This window comes from Klenkia marina, from assembly GCF_900101025.1.
Classification (GTDB): Bacteria; Actinomycetota; Actinomycetes; order Mycobacteriales; family Geodermatophilaceae; genus Klenkia; species Klenkia marina.
Window position 1 is genome coordinate 626,346 of record NZ_FMUH01000001.1, and the last position, 24,767, is coordinate 651,112.

Genomic DNA, 24,767 nt, shown 5'->3' on the forward strand with positions numbered 1-24,767 from the left:
GCTCGCGAGGGGTGGTCCGCAGGGTGTTCTACTTCCTCGCCAGGTTCGTGCTCCGGCCGCTGTTCATCCTCACCTGCCGGCCGACCGTGGTCGGTGCCGAGCGGGTGCCCCGCACCGGCCCGGTGCTGCTGGCGAGCAACCACCTGTCGTTCATCGACTCGATCGCGATCCCGCTCATGGCGCCCCGCAAGGTGGGCTACCTGGCCAAGGCCGAGTACTTCACCGGCACGGGCATCAAGGGCTGGCTCACCAAGACCGTCTTCACCGCGCTGGGCGCCCGGCCCGTCGAGCGCGACTCCCAACGCGCCGCGCAGGCCGCCCTGGACACCGTGCTGCACGCGCTCAACGAGGGCGAGGCGTTCGGCATCTACCCCGAGGGCACGCGTTCGCGCGACGGCAAGCTGGCCCGCGGCAAGACCGGGGTGGCCTGGCTGGCGCTCACCGCCGACTGCCCCGTCGTCCCGGTCGCCGTGCACGGCACCGACCGCGTGCAACCGGTCGACGCGCCCTGGCCCCGCCCGGCCAAGGTGCACATCACGTTCGGCGAGCCGCTGACCTTCCCCGAGCAGCGCGGCCAGGCCCGCCGGGGCCCCGCCCGCCGGGTCGTGACCGACCGGGTGATGGAGGCCATCCACGGGCTCTCGGGCCAGGAGAAGTCCGGCTGGTGAGCGGCGCGCTGCTGGTCGCCGGCACCACGTCGGACGCCGGCAAGTCGGTGGTCACCGCCGGCATCTGCCGCTGGTTGGTGCGCCAGGGGGTGTCGGTGGCGCCGTTCAAGGCGCAGAACATGAGCAACAACTCCGGCGTCACGCTCGACGGCGCCGAGATCGGCCGGGCCCAGGTCTTCCAGGCCGCGGCCGCGCGGGTCGAGCCCGAGGCCGCGATGAACCCGGTGCTGCTCAAGCCCGGCGGCGAGCGCTCCAGCCAGGTCGTGGTGCTCGGCAGGGCCGTCACCGACGTCACCGCGATGAGCTACCGGGGTCTCAAGGCGCAGCTGTTCGAGCAGGTGCTGGCCTCGTTGGCCGACCTGCGCAGCCGCTTCGACGTCGTGGTCTGCGAGGGCGCCGGCTCCCCCACCGAGATCAACCTGCGCGACACCGACATCGCCAACATGGGCCTGGCCACCGCCGCGCAGCTGCCGGTCGTGGTGGTCGGCGACATCGACCGCGGCGGCGTCTTCCCCGCCCTCTACGGCACGGTCGCGCTCATGCCGCCGGGCGACCAGGCGCTGGTGGCCGGGTTCCTGGTCAACAAGTTCCGCGGCGACCCCCGGCTGCTGGCCCCCGGCCTGCACCAGCTGCGCGACCTCACCGGCCGGCCCTCGCTCGGCGTGCTGCCCTGGGTGCCCGGGCTCTGGCTGGACGTCGAGGACTCCCTCGACCTCGACGGCGACCGCGGCCCCACCCTGCCCCCGGTCGGCGAGGACGTGCTGCGGGTGTCGGTGGTGCGGCTGCCGCGGCTGTCGAACTTCACCGACCTCGACGCGTTGGCCGCCGAGCCCGGGGTGCTGGTGCGGTACGCGACCAACCCGGCCGAGCTGGCCGACGCCGACCTCGTCGTGCTCCCCGGCACCCGCTCCACCGTGTCCGACCTGGCCTGGCTGCGCGAGCGCGGGCTCGACGCGGCGATCACCCGCCGGGCCACCGAGGGCCGGCCGGTGCTGGGCATCTGCGGCGGCCACCAGATGCTGGCCCGCACCATCACCGACGAGGTCGAGTCCCGCGCCGGGTCGGTGCCGGGCCTGGGCCTGCTGCCCACCGACGTGGTGTTCGCCCGCGAGAAGACGTTGGCCCGGCCGACCGGCTCGTGGCGAGGCCACCCGGTGACCGCCTACGAGATCCACCACGGCGTGGTCACCCCCGACGCCGGCGAGCCCTTCCTGGACGGGGTCCGGGTCGGCGCGGTCAGCGGGACGACGTGGCACGGCGCGCTGGAGAACGACGGGTTCCGCCGGGCCTTCCTCGCCGACGTCGCGGCCACCACCGGACGCCGGTTCACCGTCGCCCCCGACACCGACTTCGCCGCGGTGCGGGAGGCGCGCCTGGACGCCCTGGGCGACCTGGTCGCCGAGCACGCCGACACCGACGCGCTGTGGCGGCTCGTCGAGCAGGGCGCGCCGCCCGGGTTGCCGATGCTGCCCCCGGGGGCAGGCTGGACGGCGTGAGAGCAGCCAGGGTCCTCGTCGTCGCGCTGTCCGGGCTGCTCGGGCTGGCCGGTGCGGTGCTCGCCGTCGTGTCGTTCCTCGACGGCGACGTGCCCCTCGGGGTGCTGTGGGGGTTCGTGGCCGTCGCCGGGGCGTGGTCGGTCGTGCAGGAGGCCCGCCGGGGCGACCGCGCCGCGGCGTCGGCGGCCGCGGCGGCCGACTGGCCGCCCGAGCGGGTGCACGCGACGGTCGGCGGGGTCGAGGGCGAGGTGCAGCAGGTCCGCGCCCTGCGCCGGGCCGACCCCGCCCTCGGCCTGGCCGACGCAGCCGCCCTGGTGCGGGGGCTCCGTGGCTGAGCTGCAGCGGTTCATCGACGCCCAGGCGCCGGTGTGGGACGACGTCCTGGCCGAGCTGCGGGCCGGGCGCAAGCGCACGCACTGGATGTGGTTCGTCTTCCCGCAGATCGACGGGCTGGGGTCCTCCTCGACAGCACGCCGGTTCGCGGTCGCCGACCTGGCCGAGGCCCGTGCGTACCTGGCCCACCCCGTGCTGGGGGCCCGGCTGCGCGAGGCCTGCGACGTCCTGCTCGGGCTGACCGGCATGACGGCGACCGCCGTCCTCGGGTACCCCGACGACCTCAAGCTGCGCTCGTCGATGACCCTGTTCGCCGCCGCCGATCCCGAGGAGCCGCGGTTCCCCGCCGTCCTGGCGCAGTGGTACGAGGGGCCCGACCCGCGCACGCTCGAGCTGCTGGCCGGCTAGCCCCGGGTCAGGCGACGGCGGCGCGCACCTGGTCGGGCCACGGCACCGCGACGCCGTCGCGGGTGGCCACGTAGGTCGACCGGACGACGCAGCACAGCCGCTCGCCCACCCGCACCTCGAAGGCCAGGGTCAGGCTGGTGCGACCCAGCTTCTCCAGGCCGCAGACGACGTCGACCACGTCGCCCCACCGCGCGGACGACGACCACTCCAGCGTCGCGGCCTTGACCAGCGGTTGCACCCCGCAGACGCCGTCGGGGTCCCAGGTCAGCCCGACCGACGGCCACCACGCGTTGGAGGCCTCGTCGGCCCACACGAGGTAGTTCGCGTTGAACACCACCCGCTGGTCGTCGCACTCGCTGTACCGGACCGGCGCGCTCCACCTCACTGACACGGCGCACACCGTAGGGGAGGCTGCAGGGATGGACAGCGCCCTGGACCACTACCGCGCACCGAACGCCCGGGCGGTCGACAAGGTCATCGACCACGTCGACCACCACTGCGCGGCGTTCATCGGCCTGTCGCCGTTCGCGGTGCTGTCCACCGCCGACGCCGACGGGTCGCCCGACGTGTCCCCGCGCGGCGGTGTGCCCGGGTTCGTGCGGGTGCTGGACCCGCGCACCCTGGTGCTGCCCGACCGCGAGGGCAACTACCGGCTCGACAGCCTGCACAACACCCAGGTGAACCCGCAGGTCGCACTGATGTTCCTGGTCCCGGGCATCGAGGAGACGCTGCGCGTGTACGGCCGCTGCCGGCTGGCCGCCGCCGACGACGTCGACCTCGACCTGGTGGAGTTCGGCAAGCAGCCGCTGTCGGTCATGCTCGTGGACGTCGAGCGGGCCTACTTCCACTGCGCGAAGGCGGTCATGCGCTCGAAGCTGTGGGACCCGGGCGCCCAGGTGCACCGCTCGGTCTTCCCACCGATGGGCAAGGTCTGGCGCGAGCACACCGCGACCGACTCCCCCGCCCAGCCCGACCACGAGATGCGGGTCGAGCTGGGCCGCGAGCTCTAGTCGGTGCGGCGCTCGTAGACCCCAACGACCTCGCCGCGGAAGAAGTCGGTGATGCCGGGGAAGGCGGCCATGACCTTGTCGTGGTCCCAGTCGTCGACCACGTGCACCTCGTGGTGGTTGTGCTCGAGCTCGCCCTGCGGGTAGTGGACGATCGGGATCGACATGTAGACCGCGCGCCCGGCGGCCTCGCCGGCCCGCCGCCAGAGGTCCTGGGCCTCCTCGACGGTCATGTGCTCGGCCACGTCGCCGAGGACGACGACGTCGGCCGCCGGCAGGTCGGTGGTGCGGGCATCGCCCAGCAGCACCTCGTCGTACAGCTCGCGCAGCCCGTACTTCTCCACGTAGGGCTCGAAGACCTCGAGGGCCACCAGGCGGGCGGGCCGGTCGTCGGCCAGCAGCTTGGCGTAGGTGCCGGCGCCGGCGCCGACGTCGAGCACCGACCCCGGGTCCAGCGCGGTGATCCTCGAACGGGTCCAGTCCTTGCCCTCGGGCGAGCTGATCGGCACCGACAGAAACTAGCCGGGCACGGCGGACGGCGCAGAACCGTCGCACCCCGGCGCTAGCTTGCCGGCCATGGCGCACACCTTCCAGGTCACGGTCGACTGCTCCGACCCCCACCCGCTCGCCGACTGGTGGGCGCAGGCGCTGGGGTGGCAGCGCGAACCCAGCGACGAAGCCTTCATCGAGCGCATGGTCGCCGCCGGTCACGCCCGGGCGTCCGACACGCTCCGGCACCGGGGCGAGCTGGTGTGGGCCGACGGCGCGGCCCTGGTCCACCCCGACGGCGGCATGCCGCGGTTGCTGTTCCAGCGGGTGCCCGAGCCGAAGACGGGCAAGAACCGGGTGCACCTCGACGTCCGGGTGGGCGCCGAGGCCGTCGAGGCCGAGGTCGCCCGGCTGGTCGCCGCCGGGGCACGCGAGCTCCACCGGGCCAGCCAGGGGCCGCACAGCTGGGTGACGCTCGCCGACCCCGAGGGCAACGAGCTCTGCATCAGCTGAGCGGGCGGGTCACTCCCGCTCGAACTCGCGGGCGACCAGCCGGGCGGCCACGGCCTGCTCGTTGCGGGCCCGGTCGCGCTTGCGCTTGCGCACGTGCTCGGGGATGCGACCGCGGGCGTCCTCGACCAGCTGGTAGGAGGCCAGGTCGACCGCGCGCACCCGTGATGTGCCGAACAGCCCAGGGCTCGTGGCGGGACGGGCCGGTTCGGCGCTGGTCATGTGGCTCACTCCCCGTGCGGACGTCGCGTGCGCCCTCGCACCATGGGATGTCCCGGCCGCGCCGTCGTCAACCCCCGACTGCGCAGATCGCCCCGTCGGGCGACAGATCTCACTCCCGCCCCAGCTCCGGCGGCGTGTCGGGGCGGCGCGCCGGGGGCGGCTACGGTCAGTGGTCATGGCGAGCGGGTGGAAGTCGGTGCTGTCCCGGGTGGCGTCCTCGGTGGTGACCACGGTGGTCCGGGAGGCCACCCGTGGGTCGTCGTCCCCCCGCCGCGGCCAGGGGGGCCGGTCGACCGCCGCGCCCCGGCCGGCGGGCGGTGGCGCGGGAGACCGGCCCGCCCCGCAGCCGGCACCGCGGGCACCCCTGCCCCCGGCCGGCGCGCCCAGCCGCCGGGCCCCGGCGTCGGACTTCACCGGCCGCGGCGAGATCTCCTACGCCCCGCGCGAGGACGGTCGGCCCGACCCGGGCGAGGTCGTGTGGGCCTGGGTGCCCTTCGAGGAGGGCGACGGCCGGGGCAAGGACCGGCCGGTGCTCGTCGCCGGCCGCGCCGACGGCGACCTCATCGGGTTCATGCTCACCAGCAAGGACCACGACCGCGACGCCGCCGACGAGGCCCGCCACGGCCGGCACTGGGTGGACATCGGCACCGGCGACTGGGACCGGCAGGGCCGACCCAGCGAGGTGCGGGTGGACCGGGTGCTGCGGGTCGACCCGGCCGACGTGCGCCGCGAGGGCGCCGTGCTCGACCGGCGGCGCTTCGACCAGGTGGCTGCCGAGGCCCGCCGCGTCCTGGGCTGGTGAGGCGGCGGGTCAGCCGCCGCGGCGCAGCCAGCGGGACAGCAGAGGTGCGGTCAGCAGCATGACGAACAGTCGCAGCACCTGGACGGCGAGCACGACGGTCGCGTCGGCCCCGCTGTCGGTGGCGGTCGCCAGGACGGCGTAGAGCCCGCCGGGCGTGGTGGCCAGGTACGCGGTCAGCGGGCTGACGTCGGCGGTGACCGCGAGCAGCGCGCCCAGCCCGGCGCTGGCCAGCACGAGGCCGACGATGAGCACGAGGGCCCACGGCAGCGCCCCGCCGACCACCCGCAGGCTGTCCCGGGTGAACGACAGGCCCACCTGCAGGCCGATGACGAGGAAGGCGGCCGCCTCGAGCAGTGCGGGGACGTCGGCCCCGCGGGAGAGCCCGGTCAGGTCCAGGGTGGCGGCCACGAGCATCGGGCCCAGCAGCGAGGCCACCGGCAGCCGGACGAGCCGGCCGAACGGGATGCCGGCACCGACGCCCACCACGGTGAACAGCAGGCCGACCCAGGCACCGGGGCCGTCGTCCACCGCGGTGCCCCGCCCGCCCACGGCGCCGAAGCCGACCGCGGCCACCACCGGCATGGTGACGACGATCAGCAGCACCCGCAGGTACTGCAGCACCGCGACCATGCGGGCGTCGGCGCCCAGTTCGCGGGCCATCACGGTGATGCCCGACGCCCCACCGGCGATCATCGAGAACGCCCCGGTCACCCGGCTGACCCCCGGTCGCAGGGCCATCAGCCGCCCGGCGACCAGGCTCAGCAGCAGGGTGCCCACGGTCACCGCGACGACCGGCAACCAGTCGGCGGCCACCGCCTGCAGCGTGGGCAGGGAGACCAGCGCGCCGATCGAGACGCCGACGACCGCCTGCGCGCCGGTCATCCCCTGCTTGGGCAAGGTCAGCGCGCCCCGCCCGAGCAGGGCCCGGCCCAACCCGGCGGCCAGGCCGGCGAACAGCGCCGCCGACGGCACGCCGAGCCAGGTGAGCAGTGCGGCGAGCACGGCGGCGGCGAGCAGAACCCCGAGCAGGTCGAGGGTGCGCCGCCGGTTCATCGCCGTCCACTCTGCTCCTGGGGCCCAGGTCACGCCGTCGGCACCACCGGGGCGGTCACCCGCGGTGGATGACCGGCCCGGTGGCGCACGCGGTGGTCAGCCGCCGGGGAGGCCGGCGGTGATCCGGCGCAGCTCGGCGACGTGGGCGGTGAAGGCGGCCCGGCCGGCCTTGGTGAGCGACAGCGACGTCCGCTGCCGGGAGGCGACGGTCGCCTTGCGCACCTGCACGTAGCCGGCGTCCTCGAGCTGCTTGACGTGCTTGGACAGCACCGAGTCGCTGACCCCCACCGCGTCGCGCACGGCGGCGAAGTCCATGACGTCGACCGCGGCGAGCAGGCCGCACACCTGCAGCCGGGGCGGGGCGTGCACGACCTGGTCGAAACGGGGCTCGACGGCGGTCACACGCCCTCCCGCAGCTCCCGCTGCCAGGTCCGGGTCCAGTGGTGGCTCAGCAGGGCGACGGCGACACCGAGGACCGCACCGGCCACCAGGAACGCCCACGGCCGGTCCAGCACGTACGCCGGGACGAGGACCAGGACGACGAACGCCGCCCAGCCGGCCAGCTGCTTCGGCGGGGTGTACGCCCATACGCCAGTGCGGCCCCGGTAGGCGCGCACCAGCAGCGCCACGCCCAGGCCGAAGACCAGCAGCGCCGGACCGGTCACGTACGGCGAGTCGAACGCGTTCGAGGAGATGAACAGGAACAGCAGGACACCGAGGGCCGGCCCGAACCAGCGGGGCGGGGCCACCCGGTCGGCGAGTGCGGCGCGGTCGGCGTCCAGTGCGGCGAGGTCGGCCGCGGCGCGGTCGGCGGTGGCACGGTCGCGGTCGGCGGTCATCGCCCGCTCCGCAGGTCGCGCTGGTAGGCCGTCGTCCACCGGTTGCTGAGCACCGCGGCGCCGACGCCGAGCACGACACCGGCCCCGACCATCGCGTACCGGACGTCGAGCACCAGCTCCGCGACCATCCCCGCGACCAGCACGACGGCGCAGGCCAGCGCCCACGCCCGCACCAGCGGCTTGGTCGAGGGGCTGCCGTGGAAGCCGCTCACCCACAGCCCGGTGTGCCGGCGGTAGGCCCGCACCAGCAGCCCGGTGCCGAGCGCGAAGACCGGCGCGGCCGCGAGGGTCGCCCACGGGAACGCGAAGGAGTAGGTGGCGAAGAACCCGCCCACCAGCACGCCCAGCGCGGGGTCGTACCAGCCGGGCTGGCGCACCCGCTCGGCCAGCGCAGCTCGGTCACCGTCGAGGGCGGCCAGCGTGGCCGCTGCATCGTCTCTTTCCATGTCGGAAAGTCTGCCTGATGACTTTCCGATTCGTCAAGTCGCCCGTCGTGGTCTCATTGGCGGCGAACTGCGACGGCAGTGCAGGAAGCCGGTGCGACTCCGGCGCGGTCCCGCCACTGTCAGCCCCCCCGGGGTGAGCCAGGAACTGCGGCCGTCGCCACCTGCCACCTCCGGGCGCGGACACCCGGGGAGAGGATGCGCACACCCGTGGTCTACCCCTTCAGCGCCGTGGTCGGCATGGACGACATGCGCCTGGCCCTCCTGCTCAACGCCGTCTCCCCCGCCGTCGGCGGTGTGCTCGTGCGCGGCGAGAAGGGGACGGCGAAGTCCACCGCGGTGCGCGCGCTGGCCGCCGTCCTGCCGCCCGTGGACGTCGTGCCCGGCTGCCGGTTCGGGTGCGACCCCGCCGTCCCCGACCCGGCCTGCCCCGACGGCCCGCACCCGGCCGACGGCCCCGCCGCGCAGCGCCCGGCCCGGCTGGTCGAGCTGCCGGTCGGCGCCTCGGAGGACCGGCTGGTCGGCTCGCTGGACATCGAGCGCGCGCTGACCGAGGGCGTGAAGAGCTTCGAGCCCGGGCTGCTCGCCGCCGCGCACCGCGGCGTGCTCTACGTCGACGAGGTCAACCTGCTGCACGACCACCTGGTCGACCTGCTGCTCGACGCCGCCGCGCTGGGCCGGGCCTACGTCGAGCGCGAGGGCGTCTCGGTGCAGCACGCCGCCCGGTTCCTGCTGGTCGGCACGATGAACCCGGAGGAGGGCGAGCTGCGCCCGCAGCTGCTCGACCGGTTCGGCCTGACCGTCGAGGTCGCCGCGCCCCGGGACGCCGGGCTGCGCGCCGAGGTGGTGCGCCGCCGGTTCGCCGCCGACGCCGACCCGACCGGCTTCGAGGCCCGCTGGGCCGCCGAGGAGCGTTCGCTGGCCGACCGGATCGCGGCCGCCCGCGACCTCCTGCCCTCGGTCGTGCTCGGCGACGCCGCCCTGGCCCAGGTCACCGCGGTGTGCGCCGCCTTCGGCGTCGACGGTCTGCGCGCCGACATCGTCACCGCCCGCGCCGCCATCGCGCACGCGGCGTGGAGCGGGCGCACCGACGTGACTGAGGACGACGTCCGGGTGGCCGCCCGCCTGGCCCTCCCCCACCGCCGCCGGCGCAACCCCTTCGACGCCCCCGGCCTCGACGAGGACACCCTCGAGCAGGCCCTGGACGACGCCCGCCCCGACCCCGACGACGACCCCACCCCACCCGAGGGCCGCGGCCCCGAGGACGGCGCCCCCACCGACGACTCCCCGGCGGATGGTCCCTCTGCCGATTCCCCCTCTGCCGACGACTCCTCCTCCGACGACGGCGAGGGAGCCCTTCCGCCACGATCCGGGCCGCAGAGTGGTGACGGGGATCCCTCGCCTCCCACCGGGAAGGGCGACGAGCAGCCCGACGGCGACGAGGAGCAGCCGGCTGGCGTCGCACCCGAGCGGCCCGCGGTCGCGCCCGACGCGGCGTTCCGGGCCCGGCGGCTCGAGGTCCCCGGCATCGGCGCGGGCGTGGCCGGGCGGCGGTCCAAGGCGCGCAGCGAGCGCGGCCGCGTCGTCGGCTCCACCCGGCCCACCGGCACCGTGACCCGGCTGCACCTGGTGGACACCGTCGTCGCCGCCGCCCCGCACCAGCGCGAGCGCGGCCGCACCGGCCCCGGCCTGCGGCTGGCCCGCACCGACCTGCGGCAGGCCGAGCTGGAGGGCCGCGAGGGCAACCTCGTGCTGTTCGTGCTCGACGCCTCGGGCTCGATGGGCTCGCGCACCCGGGTGGCCGCGGTGAAGGGCGCCGTCCTGTCGCTGCTCACCGACGCCTACCAGCGGCGCGACAAGGTCGGCCTGGTGACCTTCCGGGGTGCGGGCGCCGAGCTGGCGCTGCCGCCCACCTGGTCGGTCGAGGCCGCCGCGGCCCGGCTGACCGACCTGCCCACCGGGGGCCGGTCGCCGATCGCGGCCGGGCTGCTGCGGGCGCACGAGACGCTGCGCGTGGAGCGGGTGCGCGACCCGCGGCGCCGTCCGCTGCTGGTGGTGGTGACCGACGGCCGGGCCACCGGCGAGCGCGGCACCGACCACCTCGCCCACGCGCACCGCGCCGCAGGGCTGCTGCACGCCGCCGGCACCGCGTCGGTCGTCGTCGACTGCGAGTCCGGGTACGTGAAGCTCGGGCTGGCGCACACCCTCGGGATGCACCTGGGCGGGCAGACCCTCCGGCTGGAAGAACTGGGCGACCTCGTGCAGAACGTGAAGGCGGCCGCCTGATGCCCCAGGGACAGGTCACCGCGGTGCCGGTCGACGGGCTCACCACCAAGCAGCGCCGCAACCGGCCGCTGCTGGCGGTGCACACCGGCACGATGAAGGGCAAGTCCACCGCCGCCTTCGGCATGGCCATGCGTGCCTGGAACCAGGGCTGGTCGATCGCGGTCTACCAGTTCGTCAAGAGCGCGAAGTGGAAGGTCGGCGAGGAGAACGTCATGGCCACCCTGGGCCGCGTGCACGCCGAGACCGGCGAGGGCGGCCCGGTGGTCTGGCACAAGATGGGCTCGGGCTGGTCGTGGTCGCGCAAGCAGGGCGACGAGGTCGACCACGCCGCCGACGCCGCCGAGGGCTGGGCGCAGATCAAGCGCGACCTGGCCGCCGAAGCGCACCGGTTCTACGTGCTCGACGAGTTCACCTACCCGATGAAGTGGGGCTGGGTCGACGTCGAGGACGTCGTGCAGACCATGCGCAACCGCCCCGGCAACCAACATGTGGTGATCACCGGGCGCGACGCCCACCCGGCGCTGATCGAGGCCGCCGACCTGGTCGTGGAGATGACCAAGGTCAAGCACCCGATGGACGCCGGCCAGAAGGGTCAGCGGGGCATCGAGTGGTGAGCGTCCCGCGCATCGTCCTCGCGGCGCCGTCGTCCTCGGCCGGCAAGACGTCGATCGCCACCGGGCTGATCGCCGCGCTCACCGACCGCGGCCTGGCCGTCTCGCCGCACAAGGTGGGCCCGGACTACATCGACCCCGGCTACCACTCCCTGGCCGCCGGGCGACCGGGCCGCAACCTGGACAACTGGCTGGTCGGCGAGGAGCGCATCGTCCCGCTGTTCCTGCACGGCGCCCGAGGTGCCGACGTCGCCGTCGTCGAGGGCGTGATGGGCCTGTTCGACGGCGCCAGCCACCCCTCGGTCGAACCCGGCTTCGGCTCCACCGCGCACGTGGCCACCCAGCTGCGCGCCCCCGTCGTCCTGGTCGTGGACGCCAGCGCGCAGGCCCGCAGCGTGGCCGCGGTCGTGCACGGGTTCGCCACCTTCGACCCCACCGTGCGCCTGGGCGGGGTGATCCTCAACCGGGTCGGGTCCGACCGGCACGAGGCCATCCTGCGCGAGGCTCTGGGGTCGGCCGGGGTGCCGGTGCTGGGCGCGGTGCGCCGGATCGCCGACCTGGAGACGCCCTCCCGGCACCTCGGCCTGGTGCCCGCCGCCGAGCGGTCGGCCGAGGCGGTGCGCACCGTGCGCGCGCTGGGCGCCGTGGTCGGCTCGTCGGTCGACCTGGACGCCGTGCTGCGGCTGGCCCGCACCGCCCCCGACCTCGACGACGCCCCCTGGGACCCGGCCGCCGAGGTCACGCGGGTCGAGGGCCGCCCGGTCGTGGCCGTCGCCGGTGGACCTGCGTTCACCTTCGGCTACGCCGAGACCGCCGAGCTGCTGGCCGCCGCGGGTGCCGACGTCGTCACCGTCGACCCGCTGCGCGACCAGTCGCTGCCCCCGGGCACCGCCGGCCTCGTGGTCGGCGGCGGCTTCCCCGAGGTGCACGCGTCGGCGCTGGCCGCCAACGTCGGCCTGCGGACGGCGATCGCCGAGCTGGCGGCCACCGGGGCGCCGATCGCGGCCGAGTGCGCCGGGCTGCTCTACCTCGCCGGCGCCCTGGACGGCGAGCCGATGTGCGGGGTGCTCGACGCCGAGGCGGCCATGCACCCGCGGCTGACGCTGGGTTACCGGGCCGCCGTGGCGATGACCGACAGCGTGCTGGCCCCGGCGGGCACCCGGGTGCGCGGGCACGAGTTCCACCGCACCCGCACCACCCCCGGCGCCGGGGCGACGCCGGCGTGGCAGTGGAGCGCCGACGGGCCCGAGGGGTTCGTGCAGGGCGGGGTGCATGCCTCCTACCTGCACCTGAACTGGGCCGGGTCGCCGCAGCTGGCCTCGCGCTTCGTGGCCGCCGCGGCCCGGGTGCGCGCCGGGGTCCGCTCGTGACGGCCCCCGCCCGGCGTGGATCAGCTGGGTTCACCGATGGCCGTCCTGGCTCACCGACGCCGGTGAGCCAGGACGGACGTGGATCAACCCAGCTGATCCACGCCGCACAGGCCGGGGTCGCCGCCGCGCAGGTTGCGGCCGTCGAGGTGGTCGTGGGCGTGGGGGCGCGGCCCGGGACACCGGCCGACGAGGTGCTGGCGGCGATCGACGCCGTGCTCCCGCCGGGCTCCACCGTCGCCGCGCTGGCCACCGTCGACCGGCGCGCCGCCGAGCCCGGGGTGCAGGCCGCCGCCGCCGCGCGCGGCTGGCCGCTCGTCGGCCTGGCCGTCGACCGGCTGGCCCAGGTGCCGGTGCCCACCGTCTCCGCCCGCGTGGCCGCCGCGCTCGGCACGCCCTCGGTGGCCGAGGCCGCCGCGCTGGCCGACGGCGGCGAGCTGGTGGTGCCCAAGACCGTGCACGGTCAGGTCACCGTGGCCGTCGCCCGCCGGTGACCGACCCGACCCACGACCTCCGGCACCACGGGGACGTCGAGGCCACCCCCGGGCTGGTCGACCTCGCCGTCAACGTGCGTGCCGACATGCCCCCGGCCTGGCTGCGCGAGGTGCTGCACGCCGCGGTCGATTCGTCCGCGGCCTACCCCGACCCGGCCCGCGCCCGCGCCGCCGTCGCCGCCGCGCACGGGCGGCCCGAGGACGAGGTGCTGCTCACCGCCGGGGCGGCCGAGGCGTTCACCCTGGTGGCCCGGGCGCTCACGCCGCGCCGCGCCGTCGTCGTCCACCCGTCGTTCACCGAGCCCGAGGCCGCGCTGCGGGCACACGGCCACGCGGTGCACCGGCACCTGCTCGTGCCGCCGTCCTACCTGCTGAGCCCGCCGCCGGAGGACGCCGACCTCGTGGTGCTGGGCAACCCGACCAACCCCACCTCGGTGCTGCACCCGGCCGAGGCGGTCGCCGCGCTGTGCCGGCCGGGCCGCACCGTGGTGCTCGACGAGGCCTTCGCCGACACCGACCCCGGCGAACCCCAGTCGCTGGCCGGCCGCCGCGACCTGCCCGGCCTGCTGGTCGTGCGCAGCCTGACCAAGACCTGGGGCCTGGCCGGACTGCGGGTCGGCTACGCCCTCGGCCCGCCCGACCTGGTCGCCGCGCTGGCCGCGCACCAGCCGCACTGGCCGGTCTCCACCCCCGCGCTGGCCGCGCTCGAGGCCTGCGCGGGCGCCGACACCGACGGGTTCGCCCGCGAGCTGGCCGCCCACCGGCAGGCCCTGCTCGACCTGCTGCCGGCCGGGGTCGACGTCGTGGGCACGCCCCGGTCCTCGTTCGTGCTGCTGCGGGTGCGCGACGCCGACCGGGTGCGGCAGCGGCTGCGCGACGCCGGGTTCGCCGTCCGCCGCGGCGACACCTTCCCCGGCCTCGACCCCGACCACCTGCGGGTCGCCGTGCGCGACCCGGCGACCTCGGCGTCCTTCGCCGCAGCCCTGGCTGAGATCCTGGAGTCACCATGAGCCTGCTCGACGACACCATCGCCGCCATCGCGCCCCGCGACGCCGGGGCAGAGCGGGCCGCCCGCGAGCGGCTCGACCGCATGACCAAGCCCCCGGGCTCGCTCGGCGTCCTCGAGGACGTCGCCGCGCAGCTGGCCGGCACCGCCGGGGTCTGCCCGGCCCCGCTGCCCGGCCCCACCGCGGTCGCGGTGTTCGCCGGCGACCACGGCGTGCACGCCCAGGGCGTCACCCCGTGGCCGCAGGAGGTCACCGCGCAGATGGTGGCCAACTTCGCCGCCGGCGGCGCGGTCGTGAACGCGTTCGCCGCCTCCCTGGGCGCCGACGTCGTGGTGGTCGACGTCGGGGTCGCGACGCCGTCGGCCCCCGCACCCGGCTTCCTGGACCGCAACGTCCGGCGCGGCACCGCTGACCTGGCCGAGGGCCCCGCGATGACCCGCGACGAGGCCCGCCGCGCCGTCGAGGTGGGCATCGAGGTGGCCCGCGAGCTCGCCGCCGACCACGGCTGCCTGGTCACCGGCGACATGGGCATCACCAACACCACCGCCTCGGCCGCGTTGATCTGTGCGTTCACCGGCGCCACCCCGGACGGCGCGACCGGCCGCGGCACCGGCATCGACGACCCGACGCTGGCCCGCAAGGTCGAGGTGGTCACCCGCGCCCTGGCCCGCGACCGCAGCACCGACCCGCTGGACGTTCTGGCCGAGCTGGGCGGCCTCGAGCACGCCGCGCTGGCGGGGTTCGTCCTCGGCGCCGCGGCCGCCCGGGTACCCGTCGTGCTGGACGGCGTCATCGCCGGCTCAGCCGCGCTGGTCGCCGCCGCGCTGTGCCCCGCAGCGCTCGAGCACGCGTTCGCCGGGCACGTGTCCGCCGAGCCCGGCCACGCCCTCGCGCTGCGCCACCTGGGCCTGCGCCCGCTGCTGGGCCTGGACCTGCGGCTGGGCGAGGGCACCGGAGCACTGCTCGCCGTCCCGCTGGTCACCGCGGCGGCCCGGGCCCTGGCCGACGTCGCCACGTTCGACTCCGCCGGCGTCACCGAGAAGGCCTGATGCCCGCCACCCCCGTCGACCCGGCGTCCGGCTCGGTCTACCCCATCGGTCTGCGGCTGGCCGGCAAGCGCGTCGTCGTCGTCGGCGGCGGGCAGGTCGCGCACCGCCGCGTCGCCGGCCTGCTCGATGCGCACGCCGTCGTCACCGTCGTGAGCCCGGCCGTCACCCCCGCCCTCGAGGCACTGGTCGAGCCCGGCGCCGTCACCTGGCTGCAGCGGCCCTACGCCCCCGGCGACCTCGCCGACGCCTGGTACGCCGTGGCCGCCACCGACTCGACCGAGGTCAACACCGCCGTCGCCGACGAGGCCGAGCAGCGGCGCATCTTCTGCGCCCGGGCCGACGACCGCTCACGGTCCAGCGTCTGGACGCCGGCCGTCGGGCGGCAGGGCGACGTGGTGGTCAGCGTGCACGGCGGGGGCGACCCGCAGCGCGCGGTGGGCATCCGCGACGCCGTGCTGGCCGGGCTCACCGACGGCACCGTGCCCGACACCGTCTCCCGCCCCCGCGACGGCCGGGGCAGCGTCGTGCTGGTCGGCGGCGGCCCCGGCGACCCCGGGCTGATGACCGTGCGCGGGCGGCAGGCACTGGCCACCGCCGATGTCGTCCTCGCCGACCACCTGGCCCCGCAGTCGCTGCTGTCCACGCTGCCCCCGCACGTCGAGGTGGTCGACGCCTCGAAGCTGCCTCGCGGCCGCTCGATGGCCCAGGAGCACATCAACGCCCTGCTGGTCGAGCACGCCCTGGCCGGCAAGCGGGTGGTGCGGCTCAAGGGCGGCGACCCGTTCGTCTTCGGCCGCGGCTTCGAGGAGCTCGAGGCGTGCGCCGCGGCGGGGGTGCCGGTCGAGGTCGTGCCCGGGGTGACCAGCGCGATCGGCGTCCCCGGGCTGGCCGGGGTGCCGGTCACCCACCGCGGCATGACGCACGAGTTCGTCGTCGTCTCCGGGCACGTGCCGCCGGACCACCCGGCCTCGCTGGTCGACTGGCCGTCGCTCGGCCGGCTGCGCGGCACCCTCGTCGTCCTCATGGGCGTCGAGACCGCGCCCGCGATCGCCGCCGCGCTGGTCGAGCACGGCCGGGCCGCGGACACCCCGGTCGCCGTCGTGGTCGACGGGGCGAGCCCGGCCCAGCGGCTGTACCGCACCACGCTGGCAGGGCTGGGCGACACCCTCGTCGCCGAGGGCGTGCGCCCACCGGCCGTCTGGGTGGTCGGGGACGTCGTCGGGCTCGGTGCCGCGACGACGTCCCCGGGCGGTCAGTAGCCGAACTCCAGCTCCACCTCGCCGTCGCCCACGCTGACGTCGGCGTCCAGGCTGAAGCTGACGTCGCTCTCGTAGGGCCGCGGGGTCTGGTCCGGCGACGAGCTGAACGGCGGACGGCTGCCGGTGACGAGCACCTCGCCGTCGTAGTCCGACCGGATGACCAGCTGGCCCTCGTGGTCCAGCTCGAGCTCCCAGTCGGGCACGGTGACGACGCGCACGGTCAGCCCGGTGACGTCGTCGGGCACGTAGCTGTACTCGTCGAGGAACGGGCAGCCGTCCATGGGCACCGTGGTGCGGGCCGCGCAGTCGGTCAGCGCCTCGTCGACCGCCTGCGCCACCAGCTCGGTGACCTCGTCGCGCACCCGCGGCTCCAGCGAGACCGTGTCGTAGGAGAGGTCGCCGAGCACCGCCACCGTGAGCGGGTCGGCGGTGAGGACCTCGTCGTCGGCGGCGGTGAACGTGTAGGTGCCCGGCAGTGCGCGCTGCGAGCCCTCCGGGACGTCGACCCCGGCCACCTGCACCGCGACGCCCGAGGAGTCCTGCACGTAGAGCGAGCTGTCCCCGCCCTCGACCGTCCACCCGCCGAGGAGCCCGTCCTCGCGCGAGAGCCACACCCGCTGGGTGGCCCGCTCGCCGTCCACGGTGTAGCCGATCTCCGCCGAGGCCGAGGAGCCGTACGTGTCCACCTCGAGCACCTCCAGGTCGGTCGGGGGCGCGTAGGCGTCGCTGTCGAGGACCTCCGGCGAGAGCAGCACGTCGGCCGGGCCGGGCGGCTCCTCCAGCCCGAGCGCCGCGACGTCGCCCTCGGCCAGGGCGGCCAGGTGGTCGTCGAGCGCCGACTCCGGGGTCAGCACCGTGCTGCGGACGACGGCGACGGCACCGATCCCGACCACCCCCAGCACCGCCAGGACGCCGACGCCCAGCACCGTCCCGCGGATCGCCGCCGACCGCCGACCGGCCGGCGGCGGGCCCGTGCCGGCCACCGCGGCCAGCCACTGCGGGTGCTGCCGGCGGCCGCCGGCCAGGCGGACGAACCAGGCCGGGCTGGACAGCACCAGCGTGGGTCCGACCCGCACGGCCGCCACGGCCAGGGCAGCCCAGAACCCGCACAGCAGCGGGGCCCACAGCAGCGACGGCCCCAGGGACGCCTGCCCGATGCCGACCGCGCCGTAGCCGTAGCCGCTCGCGCCGCCACCCCCGGAGGCCCAGGCCCGCACCAGCAGCGCCAGCAGCAGGCCGGCCACCGCGCCGGCACCGGCTCCCACCAGCACGCTGCGCGGGCCGAGCGGCAGCTGGCGCCCCCGCACCGTGCGCCGCACGGCGGTCACCAGCACGACGAGGACGGGCAGCAGCAGGAGCAGCAGCAGCACCGGCTCGTCGACGAGGCCGTACTGCACCGTCTGGCTGGCCCGGATCCCGTCGGGCGAGCCGGTGAAGGCGCCGGCGCCGTACGCCGTCGCGGACAGCGGGACGCCGAGCAGGGCCAGGACCCCGGCGCCGAGCACGTTGCCCAGCAGCACCAGCGCCGCGCCCACCGCGAGCACGTCGCCGTCACCACCCTCGACGAACCCGTGGCCGGCCGCGTCCTGCACCGCCACGACCACGAGGAGGACGGCGGCCACCACGACCAGGCCGACGACGGCGGTGCGCAGCACCCGGCCCACGGCGCGCACCTCGCCCCACCACGCAGGCCGCGGTGAGCCGGTGCGCACCACGGCGTACCGCGCCGCGGCCACGACGATGCCGACCAGCAGCGCGGGGCCGAAGAACGCGCCGACGGCGCCCAGCCCGGTCGACACCTGGCCGGGCGATGCGACCAGCCCCCCGAGCTCGTCGGCGAGGAAGGTCGAGGTGCGGGTCAGCAGGGCGAGCAGCAGCACCAGCACCCCGGCGACCAGGCCGGCCAGGCCCGCGCGCACCAGCAACTGCGCCGGACCGGCGGAACGGTGCGCACGCTCGCTGCGGCGCGCCGCCGCGGCCAACGAGACCACGACCGCCGCGGTGACCACGAGCGGCAGCACCCGGATGCCCACGTCGACGCCGGCCGCACCCACCTCGGGGGCGACCTGCCCCTCGACCACGAGCCGGGCGCCCAGCGCGAGGCCGAACACCACGACCGCGGCGAGCAGCCAGTCCCCCGGTGAGCCCCCGTCACCGGCGATCGCGGCGCTCCCGCCCACCGCGGCGGTGAACAGGGCCAGCCCCACCAGGACCGGCAGCAGGCCCCGGGCCACCGTGCGCAGTGCCTGCAGCAGGTCGACGGCCAGCGGCGCGGTCGGTGCGGGCGGTCCGACGACGGGCGGTGGTGCGGCCCAGTCGCCGGCGTGGTGCTGTTCGGTCACGGGTGCTCCCGGGGTCGGCGACGACCCCGCGTCGGGGCCCAGCACATCATCGGCACCCAGGCGTCTCGGTGGAAGCCCGACTCACACGACCGAGGCGAACACCACCACGTTCTCGTCACTGGCCCCGGCGGACTCGTCGTACTCGCCACCGCACGTCACCAGCGCGACGTCGGCACCGTCGGGGTGGCCGTTGAGGGCGTCGGAGAGGGCCGAGGTCGACTTGTCCAGACCCGTGAGCGGCGCCTCGACGACCTGCAGCTGCAGCTGGGTGCCGCTCGCGTCGGTGAGGACGACGTCATCGCCCACCTGCAGGTCGCCCAACCGGTCGAACACGCCGGGGTCGTCGCCGGGGACGTCGTGGCCGAGGACCACGGCCATCCGGCCCGACCCCGGCTGGGGGCCGTCGGACCACCACGAGGTGGCCGCCATGTCCTCGGGCACCCCGTAGCCGGCGACCTGCTGCCCGGTGAAGGGGTTCGTGTACTCGACCGTGCCCCGCTGCTCCACCGGCGCCTCGACCCCGATCGCCGGCACGCTCAGCGCGGCCGGGACGAGCGGCACCTCGGCGGTCGAGGTCGCCGGCACGGGGTCCGCGCCCGCGTCGCCGTAGCCGTACCAGAGCCCGCCGCCCAGCAGCACAGCCAGGACCAGCAGCACCACCAGGCCCGACGAGGACCCGGTGTCGCGGTCAGCCGGCGACGCCACGGCGGGCCCGCAGCCACAGCGCGCCACCGCCGGTGGCCACGCCCAGGAGCCCGAGAGCCGCGAGGCCCTCGACGCCCTGGTCGTCGTCGGAGGGCTGGCCGCCGGTCGGCGCGTAGCCGGGGTAGGCGACCGCCTGGGTCTGCGGCGCCTGGGTGGTCACCGGGGCCGTCGTGGTCGGCGCGGCCGGCTGCGGCGCCGGAGTGGTCGCGGGGGGCGTGGTGGCCGCCGGGGCGGGGATGAGCGAGGCCAGGCACTTCACGAAGTCGACGACGACACCGACCGTCTGGGCCACGCCACCGATCACGACCTCCACGGTCGTCTCGAGGGACTGCTGCCCGTCGGCCAGCAACTGGGCCAGCCGCTCGGGGCTGAGGTCGAGCAGGCCGGCCAGCTCCTCCGGGGTCATCGGGAGGGTGGTGCTCGCCGTCCCGTCGACCACCGGGACCGAGGTCCCGCCCCCGCCGAGCAGCCCGATGAGCGCGTCGCGCAGACCGTCGGCGATGCCGGTGACGGTCACCTGGATGCCGGTGACCAGGCCCTGGACGCAGGCCGCGCCCGCGCTGATCGAGTCGGCCGGGTTCGGCAGGCCGCCGGCGCCCGGGAGGTCCGCCCCCGAGCTCGGGAGACCCGGGAGGCTGGGCAGGCCCGAGGTGCCCGGCACGACCGGGGTCTGCTGGGCCGGGGCGAGCAGGCCGCCGACGACCGGGACGTCGACGAGCGGGTTGTCCTGCGCCGAGGCGATCGCCGGGGTGCCGACGACGGCGACGGCGGCGATCGCGCCCGTGGCGAGCAGCCGGAGGCCGGCGTGGCGGGTGAGGTGGGGCAGGGGCACGGCGGCGACCTCCGTTGGTCGGTGCTGGCTCGGGCGGGTGCTCGGTCAACGACACCCGTGACGGAAGGTTACGGGTAGCTGTGACGGACCCGTCCCGACACCTCCGGACGGGTCCGCGGCGACCGTGGCCGCCGGACCGCCGGTCGCGATACCGTCGGTGGCCCACCGGTCCACCCCCGCGGACCGGCGCGAGGAGGTCGGTCGTGGAGCTGGTGCTCGTCCTGGTCGTGGTCGTGCTCCTGGCTGTGGCCGGCGTCGTCACCAGCGGGGTGCTGCTCACCCGCCGCGCCGTACGCGCTGTGCAGGCCAGCCCGACCCTGCGCCGGGGTCGCGAGCTGACGCAGTACGCCGGCACCGCGGTCGCCGTCGTCCGCAACCCGGGCCGGTCCGACCGGACGGCGGCCGCGCTGGCCGCCCGGATCTCCGCGGCCGGCATGGGCCTGCAGCGCGAGGTCACCGCGGCCCGGCGGGCGCAGGCCCACCTCGGCGACGTCCCCGAGGTGCTGCCCCAGCTCACCGACGAGGGCTACGCGCTAGCCCGGGCGCTGCGCGGCGAGGCCGCGGCCCCCACCGGTCGCGCCGACGCGCTGCACGAGGCGGCCCGGGCCCACCTGGCCGCCGTCGCCGACGTCACCGCCGCCGTCCGGGCCAGTGCCGCCCTCCCCGCCGCGCACGGCTCGGCCGCCGCCGTGGCCGCCCGCGCCGCGGCGGACCTGCACGCCTACGCCGACGCCTACCGTGACCTCACCGGCCCCGACCGCGTGGCCTGACCCACAGCACCGGACCGACGGGTTCCGACTCCGTCCGCGACTGCCGATGTGCGGAGGCGTGAAGCGCACCGCCCGGGTTCCCACCCTCGCCGCCCTGTCCGCACTCTCGCTCCCCTGCGTGCTGACCGCGGTCCTCACCGCCGGGCCCGCGCAGGCCGCCCCGGCGGTGGTGGACGTCAGCACGCTGTCGGCGATCGACACCGCCTGGTCGGCCGGGAACACCGCGCGCCTGGTCGCCGACGTCACCGCCCCCGCCGGGGTCGGGCTCGTGGCGCGGGACGGGGGGTCGGTGCTGGACCTCAACGGGCACAGCCTGACCATCCCGTCCGGGCCGGACAACTACGCCGCCCTCACGGTCCCCGTGTCGCGCAGCGCGACCGTCCGCGACTCGGCCGGCGGGGGCGCGCTGGTCCTCACCGGCGGGCGGGGCGGTCCCGGACTCGGCGGCGCCTCGGCCAACTGGAGCCACAAGGACTGCGGGACCGTCCTGGTCCAAGGTGCCCACGTGGTCGCGACCGGCGGCGCCGGCTTCGCATCCGGCAGCACCACCTACGGCGCCGGCGCCGGGATCGGCAGCGGCGGTGCCTCCGGCGGTGCCACCACGACCGGTCACGGCTGCGCGCTGACGGTGGACGGCGGCTGGGTCCAGGCCACCGGCGGCCGGGATCTCGACGCGAGCGCCGCCCCCGCCATCGGCAGCGGCAACGGCGTCGGGAGCAGTGGCGCCACCGGCGCGCCGGGGACCGTGGCGATCACCGGCACCGGGACCACCGGACCCCTGGCCGCGGGGTTCGACACCAGCACGACCGGCCGGGCGGGTGTCGCGCCGACCGCCACCGTCACCCCCGGCGGGACCCCGTTCACGGCCACCTCGGTGAACGGCTCCGCCTCGGTCGCCGCCACCGTGACGATCCGCACCGCCCACGTCATCACCTACGACACGGCCGGCGGGTCCGCCCTCGCCCCGGAGACCGTCCCCTTCGGGGCCGTCGCCACCGCCGGGGCGCCCACCCGTAGCGGGTACACCTTCGCCGGGTGGTCCACCGGTGCCGCAGGCGGCCCCGCATGGGACCCCGCCACCCCTGTGACGGCCTCGTCCACCGTGGTCGCGGCGTGGACGCCCGTCCCGGTCGTCAACCCGCCGGTGCCCACCCCCTCGGGCCCGGCCGCCCGCGGTGGCGTCGTCCTCGCCGCCGTCGCCGGCGACACCGCCGCTGGTCGTACCGTCACCATCGCGACGTCGAGCCTCGCCCCCGGCAGCGCCTGGATCCTGACCATGCACTCCGCGCCCGTGGTCCTCGCCTCGGGCATGGTCCCGGCCGACGGCACGGTGAGCACCACCGCCGCGCTGCCGAGCAGCGTGCCTGCTGGCTCGCACCGGGTGGAGCTGACCGCCACCGGCGCCGACGGCCAGCCCTACACCACGGCTTCCTGGTTCCGGGTGGCCGCCGACGGCACGGTCGTCGGGGTCTCCTCGACCGGGCCGGTGCCCGACGTCCTGGCCGCGACCGGTGTGGGCGACGCCGTCCCGCTGACCGTCCTCGGCGGGCTCCTCGTGCTCGCCGGCGGCGGCGCCCTCGTCGCCACCCGCCGACGGGTCGGCTGACCCACCCGTCGACGACGGCGCGCACCCGCTCCGGGTGCGCGCCGTCGGTCGTTGCCGGGGAGTTGCGGCCGCACCTGACGCCGTCGGGCCCGGCGCCCTAGGGTTCCCCGTGAGGCAGCGTCGCCGGGTCCGTGCCGGCCGACGCCCGAGACGGAGGTAGCGATGAGCGACGCCCAGAGCCTGACCGACGAGATCCCCGCCGGCGGGGTGTTCGAGCCCCCCGCCGAGCTGGCCGAGCACGCCAACGTCACCGCCGAGACCTACCAGCGCGCCGCGGACGACCGGCTGGCCTTCTGGGCCGACGCCGCCGCGCGCCTGGAGTGGTCCAAGCCCTGGGACCAGGTGCTCGACTGGAGCAACCCGCCGTTCGCGACGTGGTTCGCCGGCGGTGAGCTCAACGTCGCCGCCAACTGCGTCGACCGGCACGTGGCCGCCGGCAACGGCGACAAGGTGGCCTACCACTGGGTCGGCGAGCCCGGCGACACCCGCGACATCACCTACGCCCAGCTCAAGGACGAGGTCTGCCGGGCGGCCAACGCGCTGCTGTCGCTCGGTGTGCAGGCCGGCGACCGGGTGGCCATCTACCTGCCGATGATCCCCGAGGCGGTCATCTCGATGCTGGCCTGCGCCCGCATCGGCGCCGTCCACATGGTGGTGTTCGGCGGGTTCTCCCCCGACGCGCTGGCCTCCCGCATCGAGGACGCCGGCGCGAAGGTGGTCATCACCGCCGACGGCGGCTACCGGCGGGGCGCACCGAGCGCGCTGAAGCCGGCCGTCGACGAGGCGCTGACCAAGGTCGCCGGAGTGGACCACGTGCTGGTGGTCAAGCGCACCGAGCAGGACGTCGACTGGAGCGAGGGCCGCGACCAGTGGTGGCACGACCTCGTCGCCGGCCAGTCCACCGAGCACGAGGCGCAGCCCTTCGACGCCGAGCACCCGCTCTACATCATGTACACCTCGGGCACGACGGCGAAGCCCAAGGGCATCCTGCACACCTCGGGCGGCTACCTCACCCAGGTGTCGTTCACCCACTGGGGCACCTTCGACCTGAAGGCCGACACCGACGTCTTCTGGTGCGCCGCCGACGTGGCCTGGGTCACCGGCCACTCCTACATCGTCTACGGCCCGCTCTCCAACGGCGCCACCTCGGTCATGTACGAGGGGACGCCGGAGACCCCGCACCGCGGCCGCTGGTGGGAGATCGTCCAGCAGTACGGCGTCACGATCCTCTACGCCGCCCCGACCGTCGTCCGCACCTTCATGAAGTGGGGCGCGCAGGAGCTCGAGCCCTTCGACACCTCCTCGCTGCGGGTGCTCGGGTCGGTCGGCGAGCCAATCAACCCCGAGGCCTGGCTCTGGTACCGCAAGAACGTCGGCGGGGGCACCGCGACCGTCGTCGACACCTGGTGGCAGACCGAGACCGGCGCGCACATGATCGCCCCGATGCCCGGGGTGACGGCGACCAAGCCGGGGTCCGCGCAGCGGGCGGTGCCGGGCATCTCGGCGGCCGTCGTCGACGAGGAGGGCCAGCCGGTCGAGCCCGGCGCCACCGGCTACCTGGTGCTCACCGAGCCGTGGCCGGCCATGCTGCGCACCATCTGGGGCTCCGACGAGCGCTACGTCGAGACCTACTGGTCGCGCTACGGCAAGGACGTCTACTTCGCCGGGGACGGCGCCAAGCTCGACGAGGACGGCGACATCTGGCTGCTCGGCCGGGTGGACGACGTGATGAACGTGTCCGGGCACCGCATCTCCACCACCGAGGTCGAGTCGGCGCTGGTCAGCCACCCGGCGGTGGCCGAGGCCGCGGTCGTGGGCGCCACCGACCCCACCACCGGGCAGGGCATCGTGGCGTTCGTGATCCTGCGCGGGGGCGCCGAGGACTCCGGCGACGAGCTGGTCAAGGAGCTGCGGCTGCACGTGCGCAAGGAGATCGGCCCGATCGCCTCGCCGCGCCAGATCATGGTCGTGGCCGAGCTGCCCAAGACCCGCTCGGGCAAGATCATGCGCCGGCTCCTCCGCGACGTCGCGGAGAACCGCGAGCTGGGCGACGTCTCGACGCTGACCGACTCCTCGGTGATGGACCTCATCGGCGCGAAGATGCCCTCCTCGTCCGAGGACTGACGTCGAGCGCGCCGGGCGGGCTCCCCCGCCCGGCGCGCTCGACGG

27 protein-coding genes and 1 riboswitch are annotated in these 24,767 nt (G+C 76.0%); of the genes, 17 read left to right on the top strand and 10 right to left on the bottom strand.

Annotation, left to right across the window (positions count from 1 at the left end; translation table 11 throughout):
* Positions 1-11: 11 nt before the first annotated feature.
* From BLP29_RS03195 to BLP29_RS03210, 4 genes are read left to right on the top strand one after another with little or no spacing between them, the layout of a single operon-like run.
* Positions 12-668 (top strand): lysophospholipid acyltransferase family protein, encoded by a 657-nt coding sequence (locus tag BLP29_RS03195; RefSeq protein WP_243469657.1) that lies wholly within the window; start codon positions 12-14, stop codon positions 666-668.
* Positions 665-2,164 carry a cobyric acid synthase gene (locus BLP29_RS03200; protein ID WP_092799676.1) on the top strand — a complete coding sequence of 500 codons (1,500 nt, stop codon included), beginning with the start codon at positions 665-667 and terminating at the stop codon, positions 2,162-2,164. Before BLP29_RS03195 ends, BLP29_RS03200 begins: the two co-directional genes overlap by 4 nt.
* On the top strand, positions 2,161-2,499 hold the full coding sequence (locus BLP29_RS03205; RefSeq protein WP_092799678.1) for a hypothetical protein: 339 nt from the start codon (positions 2,161-2,163) through the stop codon (positions 2,497-2,499). The genes BLP29_RS03200 and BLP29_RS03205 overlap by 4 nt, the downstream gene beginning before the upstream one ends.
* The gene (locus BLP29_RS03210; RefSeq protein ID WP_092799680.1) at positions 2,492-2,905 is read left to right on the top strand and encodes a DUF1810 domain-containing protein; all 414 of its coding nucleotides are present in this window, start codon (positions 2,492-2,494) and stop codon (positions 2,903-2,905) included. Before BLP29_RS03205 ends, BLP29_RS03210 begins: the two co-directional genes overlap by 8 nt.
* A gap of 7 nt (positions 2,906-2,912) precedes the next feature.
* Here BLP29_RS03210 and BLP29_RS03215 read toward each other — a convergent pair whose 3' ends face one another.
* Complete coding sequence (locus tag BLP29_RS03215; RefSeq protein ID WP_092800772.1) at positions 2,913-3,296, bottom strand: acyl-CoA thioesterase; 384 nt, start codon at positions 3,294-3,296, stop codon at positions 2,913-2,915.
* A gap of 28 nt (positions 3,297-3,324) precedes the next feature.
* Here BLP29_RS03215 and BLP29_RS03220 point away from each other — a divergent pair, with 28 nt between their 5' ends.
* On the top strand, positions 3,325-3,915 hold the full coding sequence (locus tag BLP29_RS03220) for an MSMEG_1061 family FMN-dependent PPOX-type flavoprotein (protein WP_092799682.1): 591 nt from the start codon (positions 3,325-3,327) through the stop codon (positions 3,913-3,915).
* Here the strand turns inward: BLP29_RS03220 and BLP29_RS03225 are convergent.
* Positions 3,912-4,421 carry a class I SAM-dependent methyltransferase gene (locus BLP29_RS03225; protein ID WP_165839255.1) on the bottom strand — a complete coding sequence of 170 codons (510 nt, stop codon included), beginning with the start codon at positions 4,419-4,421 and terminating at the stop codon, positions 3,912-3,914. The genes BLP29_RS03220 and BLP29_RS03225 overlap by 4 nt on opposite strands.
* Before the next feature lie 67 nt (positions 4,422-4,488).
* On the opposite strand from BLP29_RS03225, the gene BLP29_RS03230 reads away from it, so the two are divergent.
* A complete protein-coding gene (locus BLP29_RS03230) occupies positions 4,489-4,914 on the top strand; it encodes a VOC family protein (protein ID WP_092799686.1) in 426 nt (141 codons plus the stop codon).
* Between the two features lie 9 nt (positions 4,915-4,923).
* Here the strand turns inward: BLP29_RS03230 and BLP29_RS20550 are convergent, their stop codons facing one another.
* Positions 4,924-5,133 (bottom strand): hypothetical protein, encoded by a 210-nt coding sequence (locus BLP29_RS20550; RefSeq protein ID WP_133378983.1) that lies wholly within the window; start codon positions 5,131-5,133, stop codon positions 4,924-4,926.
* A gap of 175 nt (positions 5,134-5,308) precedes the next feature.
* Between BLP29_RS20550 and BLP29_RS03235 the strand changes: the two genes are divergently transcribed.
* A complete protein-coding gene (locus BLP29_RS03235; protein ID WP_092799688.1) occupies positions 5,309-5,935 on the top strand; it encodes a type II toxin-antitoxin system PemK/MazF family toxin in 627 nt (208 codons plus the stop codon).
* Between the two features lie 9 nt (positions 5,936-5,944).
* Here the strand turns inward: BLP29_RS03235 and BLP29_RS03240 are convergent, their stop codons facing one another.
* The 4 genes from BLP29_RS03240 to BLP29_RS20890 form a co-directional block, all read right to left on the bottom strand.
* Positions 5,945-7,021: an AbrB family transcriptional regulator gene (locus BLP29_RS03240; RefSeq protein WP_243469658.1), complete on the bottom strand. Its 1,077-nt coding sequence runs from the start codon at positions 7,019-7,021 to the stop codon at positions 5,945-5,947.
* A 63-nt stretch (positions 7,022-7,084) separates the two neighbouring features.
* On the bottom strand, positions 7,085-7,390 hold the full coding sequence (locus BLP29_RS03245) for a transcriptional regulator (RefSeq protein WP_092799692.1): 306 nt from the start codon (positions 7,388-7,390) through the stop codon (positions 7,085-7,087).
* Positions 7,387-7,827 (bottom strand): hypothetical protein, encoded by a 441-nt coding sequence (locus tag BLP29_RS03250; protein ID WP_092799694.1) that lies wholly within the window; start codon positions 7,825-7,827, stop codon positions 7,387-7,389. The genes BLP29_RS03245 and BLP29_RS03250 overlap by 4 nt, the downstream gene beginning before the upstream one ends.
* Positions 7,824-8,273 carry a hypothetical protein gene (locus BLP29_RS20890; RefSeq protein WP_165839256.1) on the bottom strand — a complete coding sequence of 150 codons (450 nt, stop codon included), beginning with the start codon at positions 8,271-8,273 and terminating at the stop codon, positions 7,824-7,826. Before BLP29_RS20890 ends, BLP29_RS03250 begins: the two co-directional genes overlap by 4 nt.
* Before the next feature lie 29 nt (positions 8,274-8,302).
* Positions 8,303-8,436, top strand: a riboswitch (cobalamin riboswitch).
* Positions 8,437-8,468: 32 nt separating this feature from the next.
* Between BLP29_RS20890 and BLP29_RS03260 the strand changes: the two genes are divergently transcribed.
* The 7 genes from BLP29_RS03260 (at position 8,469) to cobA (ending at position 16,343) form a co-directional block, all read left to right on the top strand.
* Positions 8,469-10,556, top strand: a complete 2,088-nt coding sequence (locus tag BLP29_RS03260; protein ID WP_092799698.1) for a putative cobaltochelatase — start codon at positions 8,469-8,471, stop codon at positions 10,554-10,556.
* Complete coding sequence (gene cobO, locus BLP29_RS03265) at positions 10,556-11,170, top strand: cob(I)yrinic acid a,c-diamide adenosyltransferase (RefSeq protein ID WP_092799700.1); 615 nt, start codon at positions 10,556-10,558, stop codon at positions 11,168-11,170. The genes BLP29_RS03260 and cobO overlap by 1 nt, the downstream gene beginning before the upstream one ends.
* Positions 11,167-12,537 carry a cobyrinic acid a,c-diamide synthase CobB gene (locus BLP29_RS03270; protein ID WP_092800774.1) on the top strand — a complete coding sequence of 457 codons (1,371 nt, stop codon included), beginning with the start codon at positions 11,167-11,169 and terminating at the stop codon, positions 12,535-12,537. The genes cobO and BLP29_RS03270 overlap by 4 nt, the downstream gene beginning before the upstream one ends.
* 62 nt (positions 12,538-12,599) lie before the next feature.
* Entirely contained in the window at positions 12,600-13,028 is a 429-nt protein-coding gene (locus BLP29_RS03275) for a cobalamin biosynthesis protein (protein WP_243469659.1), read from the top strand.
* Positions 13,025-14,038: an Rv2231c family histidinol phosphate aminotransferase CobC gene (gene cobC / locus BLP29_RS03280; protein ID WP_092799704.1), complete on the top strand. Its 1,014-nt coding sequence runs from the start codon at positions 13,025-13,027 to the stop codon at positions 14,036-14,038. Before BLP29_RS03275 ends, cobC begins: the two co-directional genes overlap by 4 nt.
* Positions 14,035-15,084 carry a nicotinate-nucleotide--dimethylbenzimidazole phosphoribosyltransferase gene (gene cobT, locus BLP29_RS03285; RefSeq protein WP_092799706.1) on the top strand — a complete coding sequence of 350 codons (1,050 nt, stop codon included), beginning with the start codon at positions 14,035-14,037 and terminating at the stop codon, positions 15,082-15,084. Before cobC ends, cobT begins: the two co-directional genes overlap by 4 nt.
* Positions 15,084-16,343, top strand: a complete 1,260-nt coding sequence (cobA, locus tag BLP29_RS03290) for a uroporphyrinogen-III C-methyltransferase (RefSeq protein WP_092799708.1) — start codon at positions 15,084-15,086, stop codon at positions 16,341-16,343. The genes cobT and cobA overlap by 1 nt, the downstream gene beginning before the upstream one ends.
* On the opposite strand, the gene BLP29_RS20895 is transcribed toward cobA, so the two are convergent.
* From BLP29_RS20895 to BLP29_RS03305, 3 genes are all read right to left on the bottom strand, one after another.
* Positions 16,337-18,685, bottom strand: a complete 2,349-nt coding sequence (locus BLP29_RS20895; RefSeq protein ID WP_092799710.1) for a hypothetical protein — start codon at positions 18,683-18,685, stop codon at positions 16,337-16,339. The two genes, cobA and BLP29_RS20895, sit on opposite strands and share 7 nt — an antisense overlap.
* Before the next feature lie 81 nt (positions 18,686-18,766).
* Positions 18,767-19,390 carry a class F sortase gene (locus BLP29_RS03300; RefSeq protein WP_165839257.1) on the bottom strand — a complete coding sequence of 208 codons (624 nt, stop codon included), beginning with the start codon at positions 19,388-19,390 and terminating at the stop codon, positions 18,767-18,769.
* On the bottom strand, positions 19,374-20,222 hold the full coding sequence (locus tag BLP29_RS03305) for a hypothetical protein (RefSeq protein WP_092799714.1): 849 nt from the start codon (positions 20,220-20,222) through the stop codon (positions 19,374-19,376). The genes BLP29_RS03300 and BLP29_RS03305 overlap by 17 nt, the downstream gene beginning before the upstream one ends.
* Before the next feature lie 203 nt (positions 20,223-20,425).
* Here BLP29_RS03305 and BLP29_RS03310 point away from each other — a divergent pair, with 203 nt between their 5' ends.
* The 3 genes from BLP29_RS03310 (at position 20,426) to acs (ending at position 24,722) form a co-directional block, all read left to right on the top strand.
* Positions 20,426-20,992 (top strand): hypothetical protein, encoded by a 567-nt coding sequence (locus BLP29_RS03310; protein ID WP_092799716.1) that lies wholly within the window; start codon positions 20,426-20,428, stop codon positions 20,990-20,992.
* A gap of 58 nt (positions 20,993-21,050) precedes the next feature.
* On the top strand, positions 21,051-22,598 hold the full coding sequence (locus BLP29_RS21735; RefSeq protein WP_165839258.1) for an InlB B-repeat-containing protein: 1,548 nt from the start codon (positions 21,051-21,053) through the stop codon (positions 22,596-22,598).
* Between the two features lie 162 nt (positions 22,599-22,760).
* Positions 22,761-24,722 carry an acetate--CoA ligase gene (gene acs, locus BLP29_RS03320; RefSeq protein ID WP_092799720.1) on the top strand — a complete coding sequence of 654 codons (1,962 nt, stop codon included), beginning with the start codon at positions 22,761-22,763 and terminating at the stop codon, positions 24,720-24,722.
* Positions 24,723-24,767: the final 45 nt, after the last annotated feature.

Excerpts from the sequence above, each read along its gene's own strand:
- acs (WP_092799720.1), top strand. The coding sequence starts at position 22,761 with ATGAGCGACGCCCAGAGCCTGACCGACGAGATCCCCGCCGGCGGGGTG.
- cobT (WP_092799706.1), top strand. The coding sequence starts at position 14,035 with ATGAGCCTGCTCGACGACACCATCGCCGCCATCGCGCCCCGCGACGCC.
- cobO (WP_092799700.1), top strand. The coding sequence starts at position 10,556 with ATGCCCCAGGGACAGGTCACCGCGGTGCCGGTCGACGGGCTCACCACC.
- cobA (WP_092799708.1), top strand. The coding sequence starts at position 15,084 with ATGCCCGCCACCCCCGTCGACCCGGCGTCCGGCTCGGTCTACCCCATC.
- BLP29_RS03230 (WP_092799686.1), top strand. The coding sequence starts at position 4,489 with ATGGCGCACACCTTCCAGGTCACGGTCGACTGCTCCGACCCCCACCCG.
- BLP29_RS03250 (WP_092799694.1), bottom strand. The coding sequence starts at position 7,827 with ATGACCGCCGACCGCGACCGTGCCACCGCCGACCGCGCCGCGGCCGAC.
- BLP29_RS20550 (WP_133378983.1), bottom strand. The coding sequence starts at position 5,133 with ATGACCAGCGCCGAACCGGCCCGTCCCGCCACGAGCCCTGGGCTGTTC.
- BLP29_RS03220 (WP_092799682.1), top strand. The coding sequence starts at position 3,325 with ATGGACAGCGCCCTGGACCACTACCGCGCACCGAACGCCCGGGCGGTC.
- BLP29_RS03235 (WP_092799688.1), top strand. The coding sequence starts at position 5,309 with ATGGCGAGCGGGTGGAAGTCGGTGCTGTCCCGGGTGGCGTCCTCGGTG.
- BLP29_RS03260 (WP_092799698.1), top strand. The coding sequence starts at position 8,469 with ATGCGCACACCCGTGGTCTACCCCTTCAGCGCCGTGGTCGGCATGGAC.
- BLP29_RS20890 (WP_165839256.1), bottom strand. The coding sequence starts at position 8,273 with ATGGAAAGAGACGATGCAGCGGCCACGCTGGCCGCCCTCGACGGTGAC.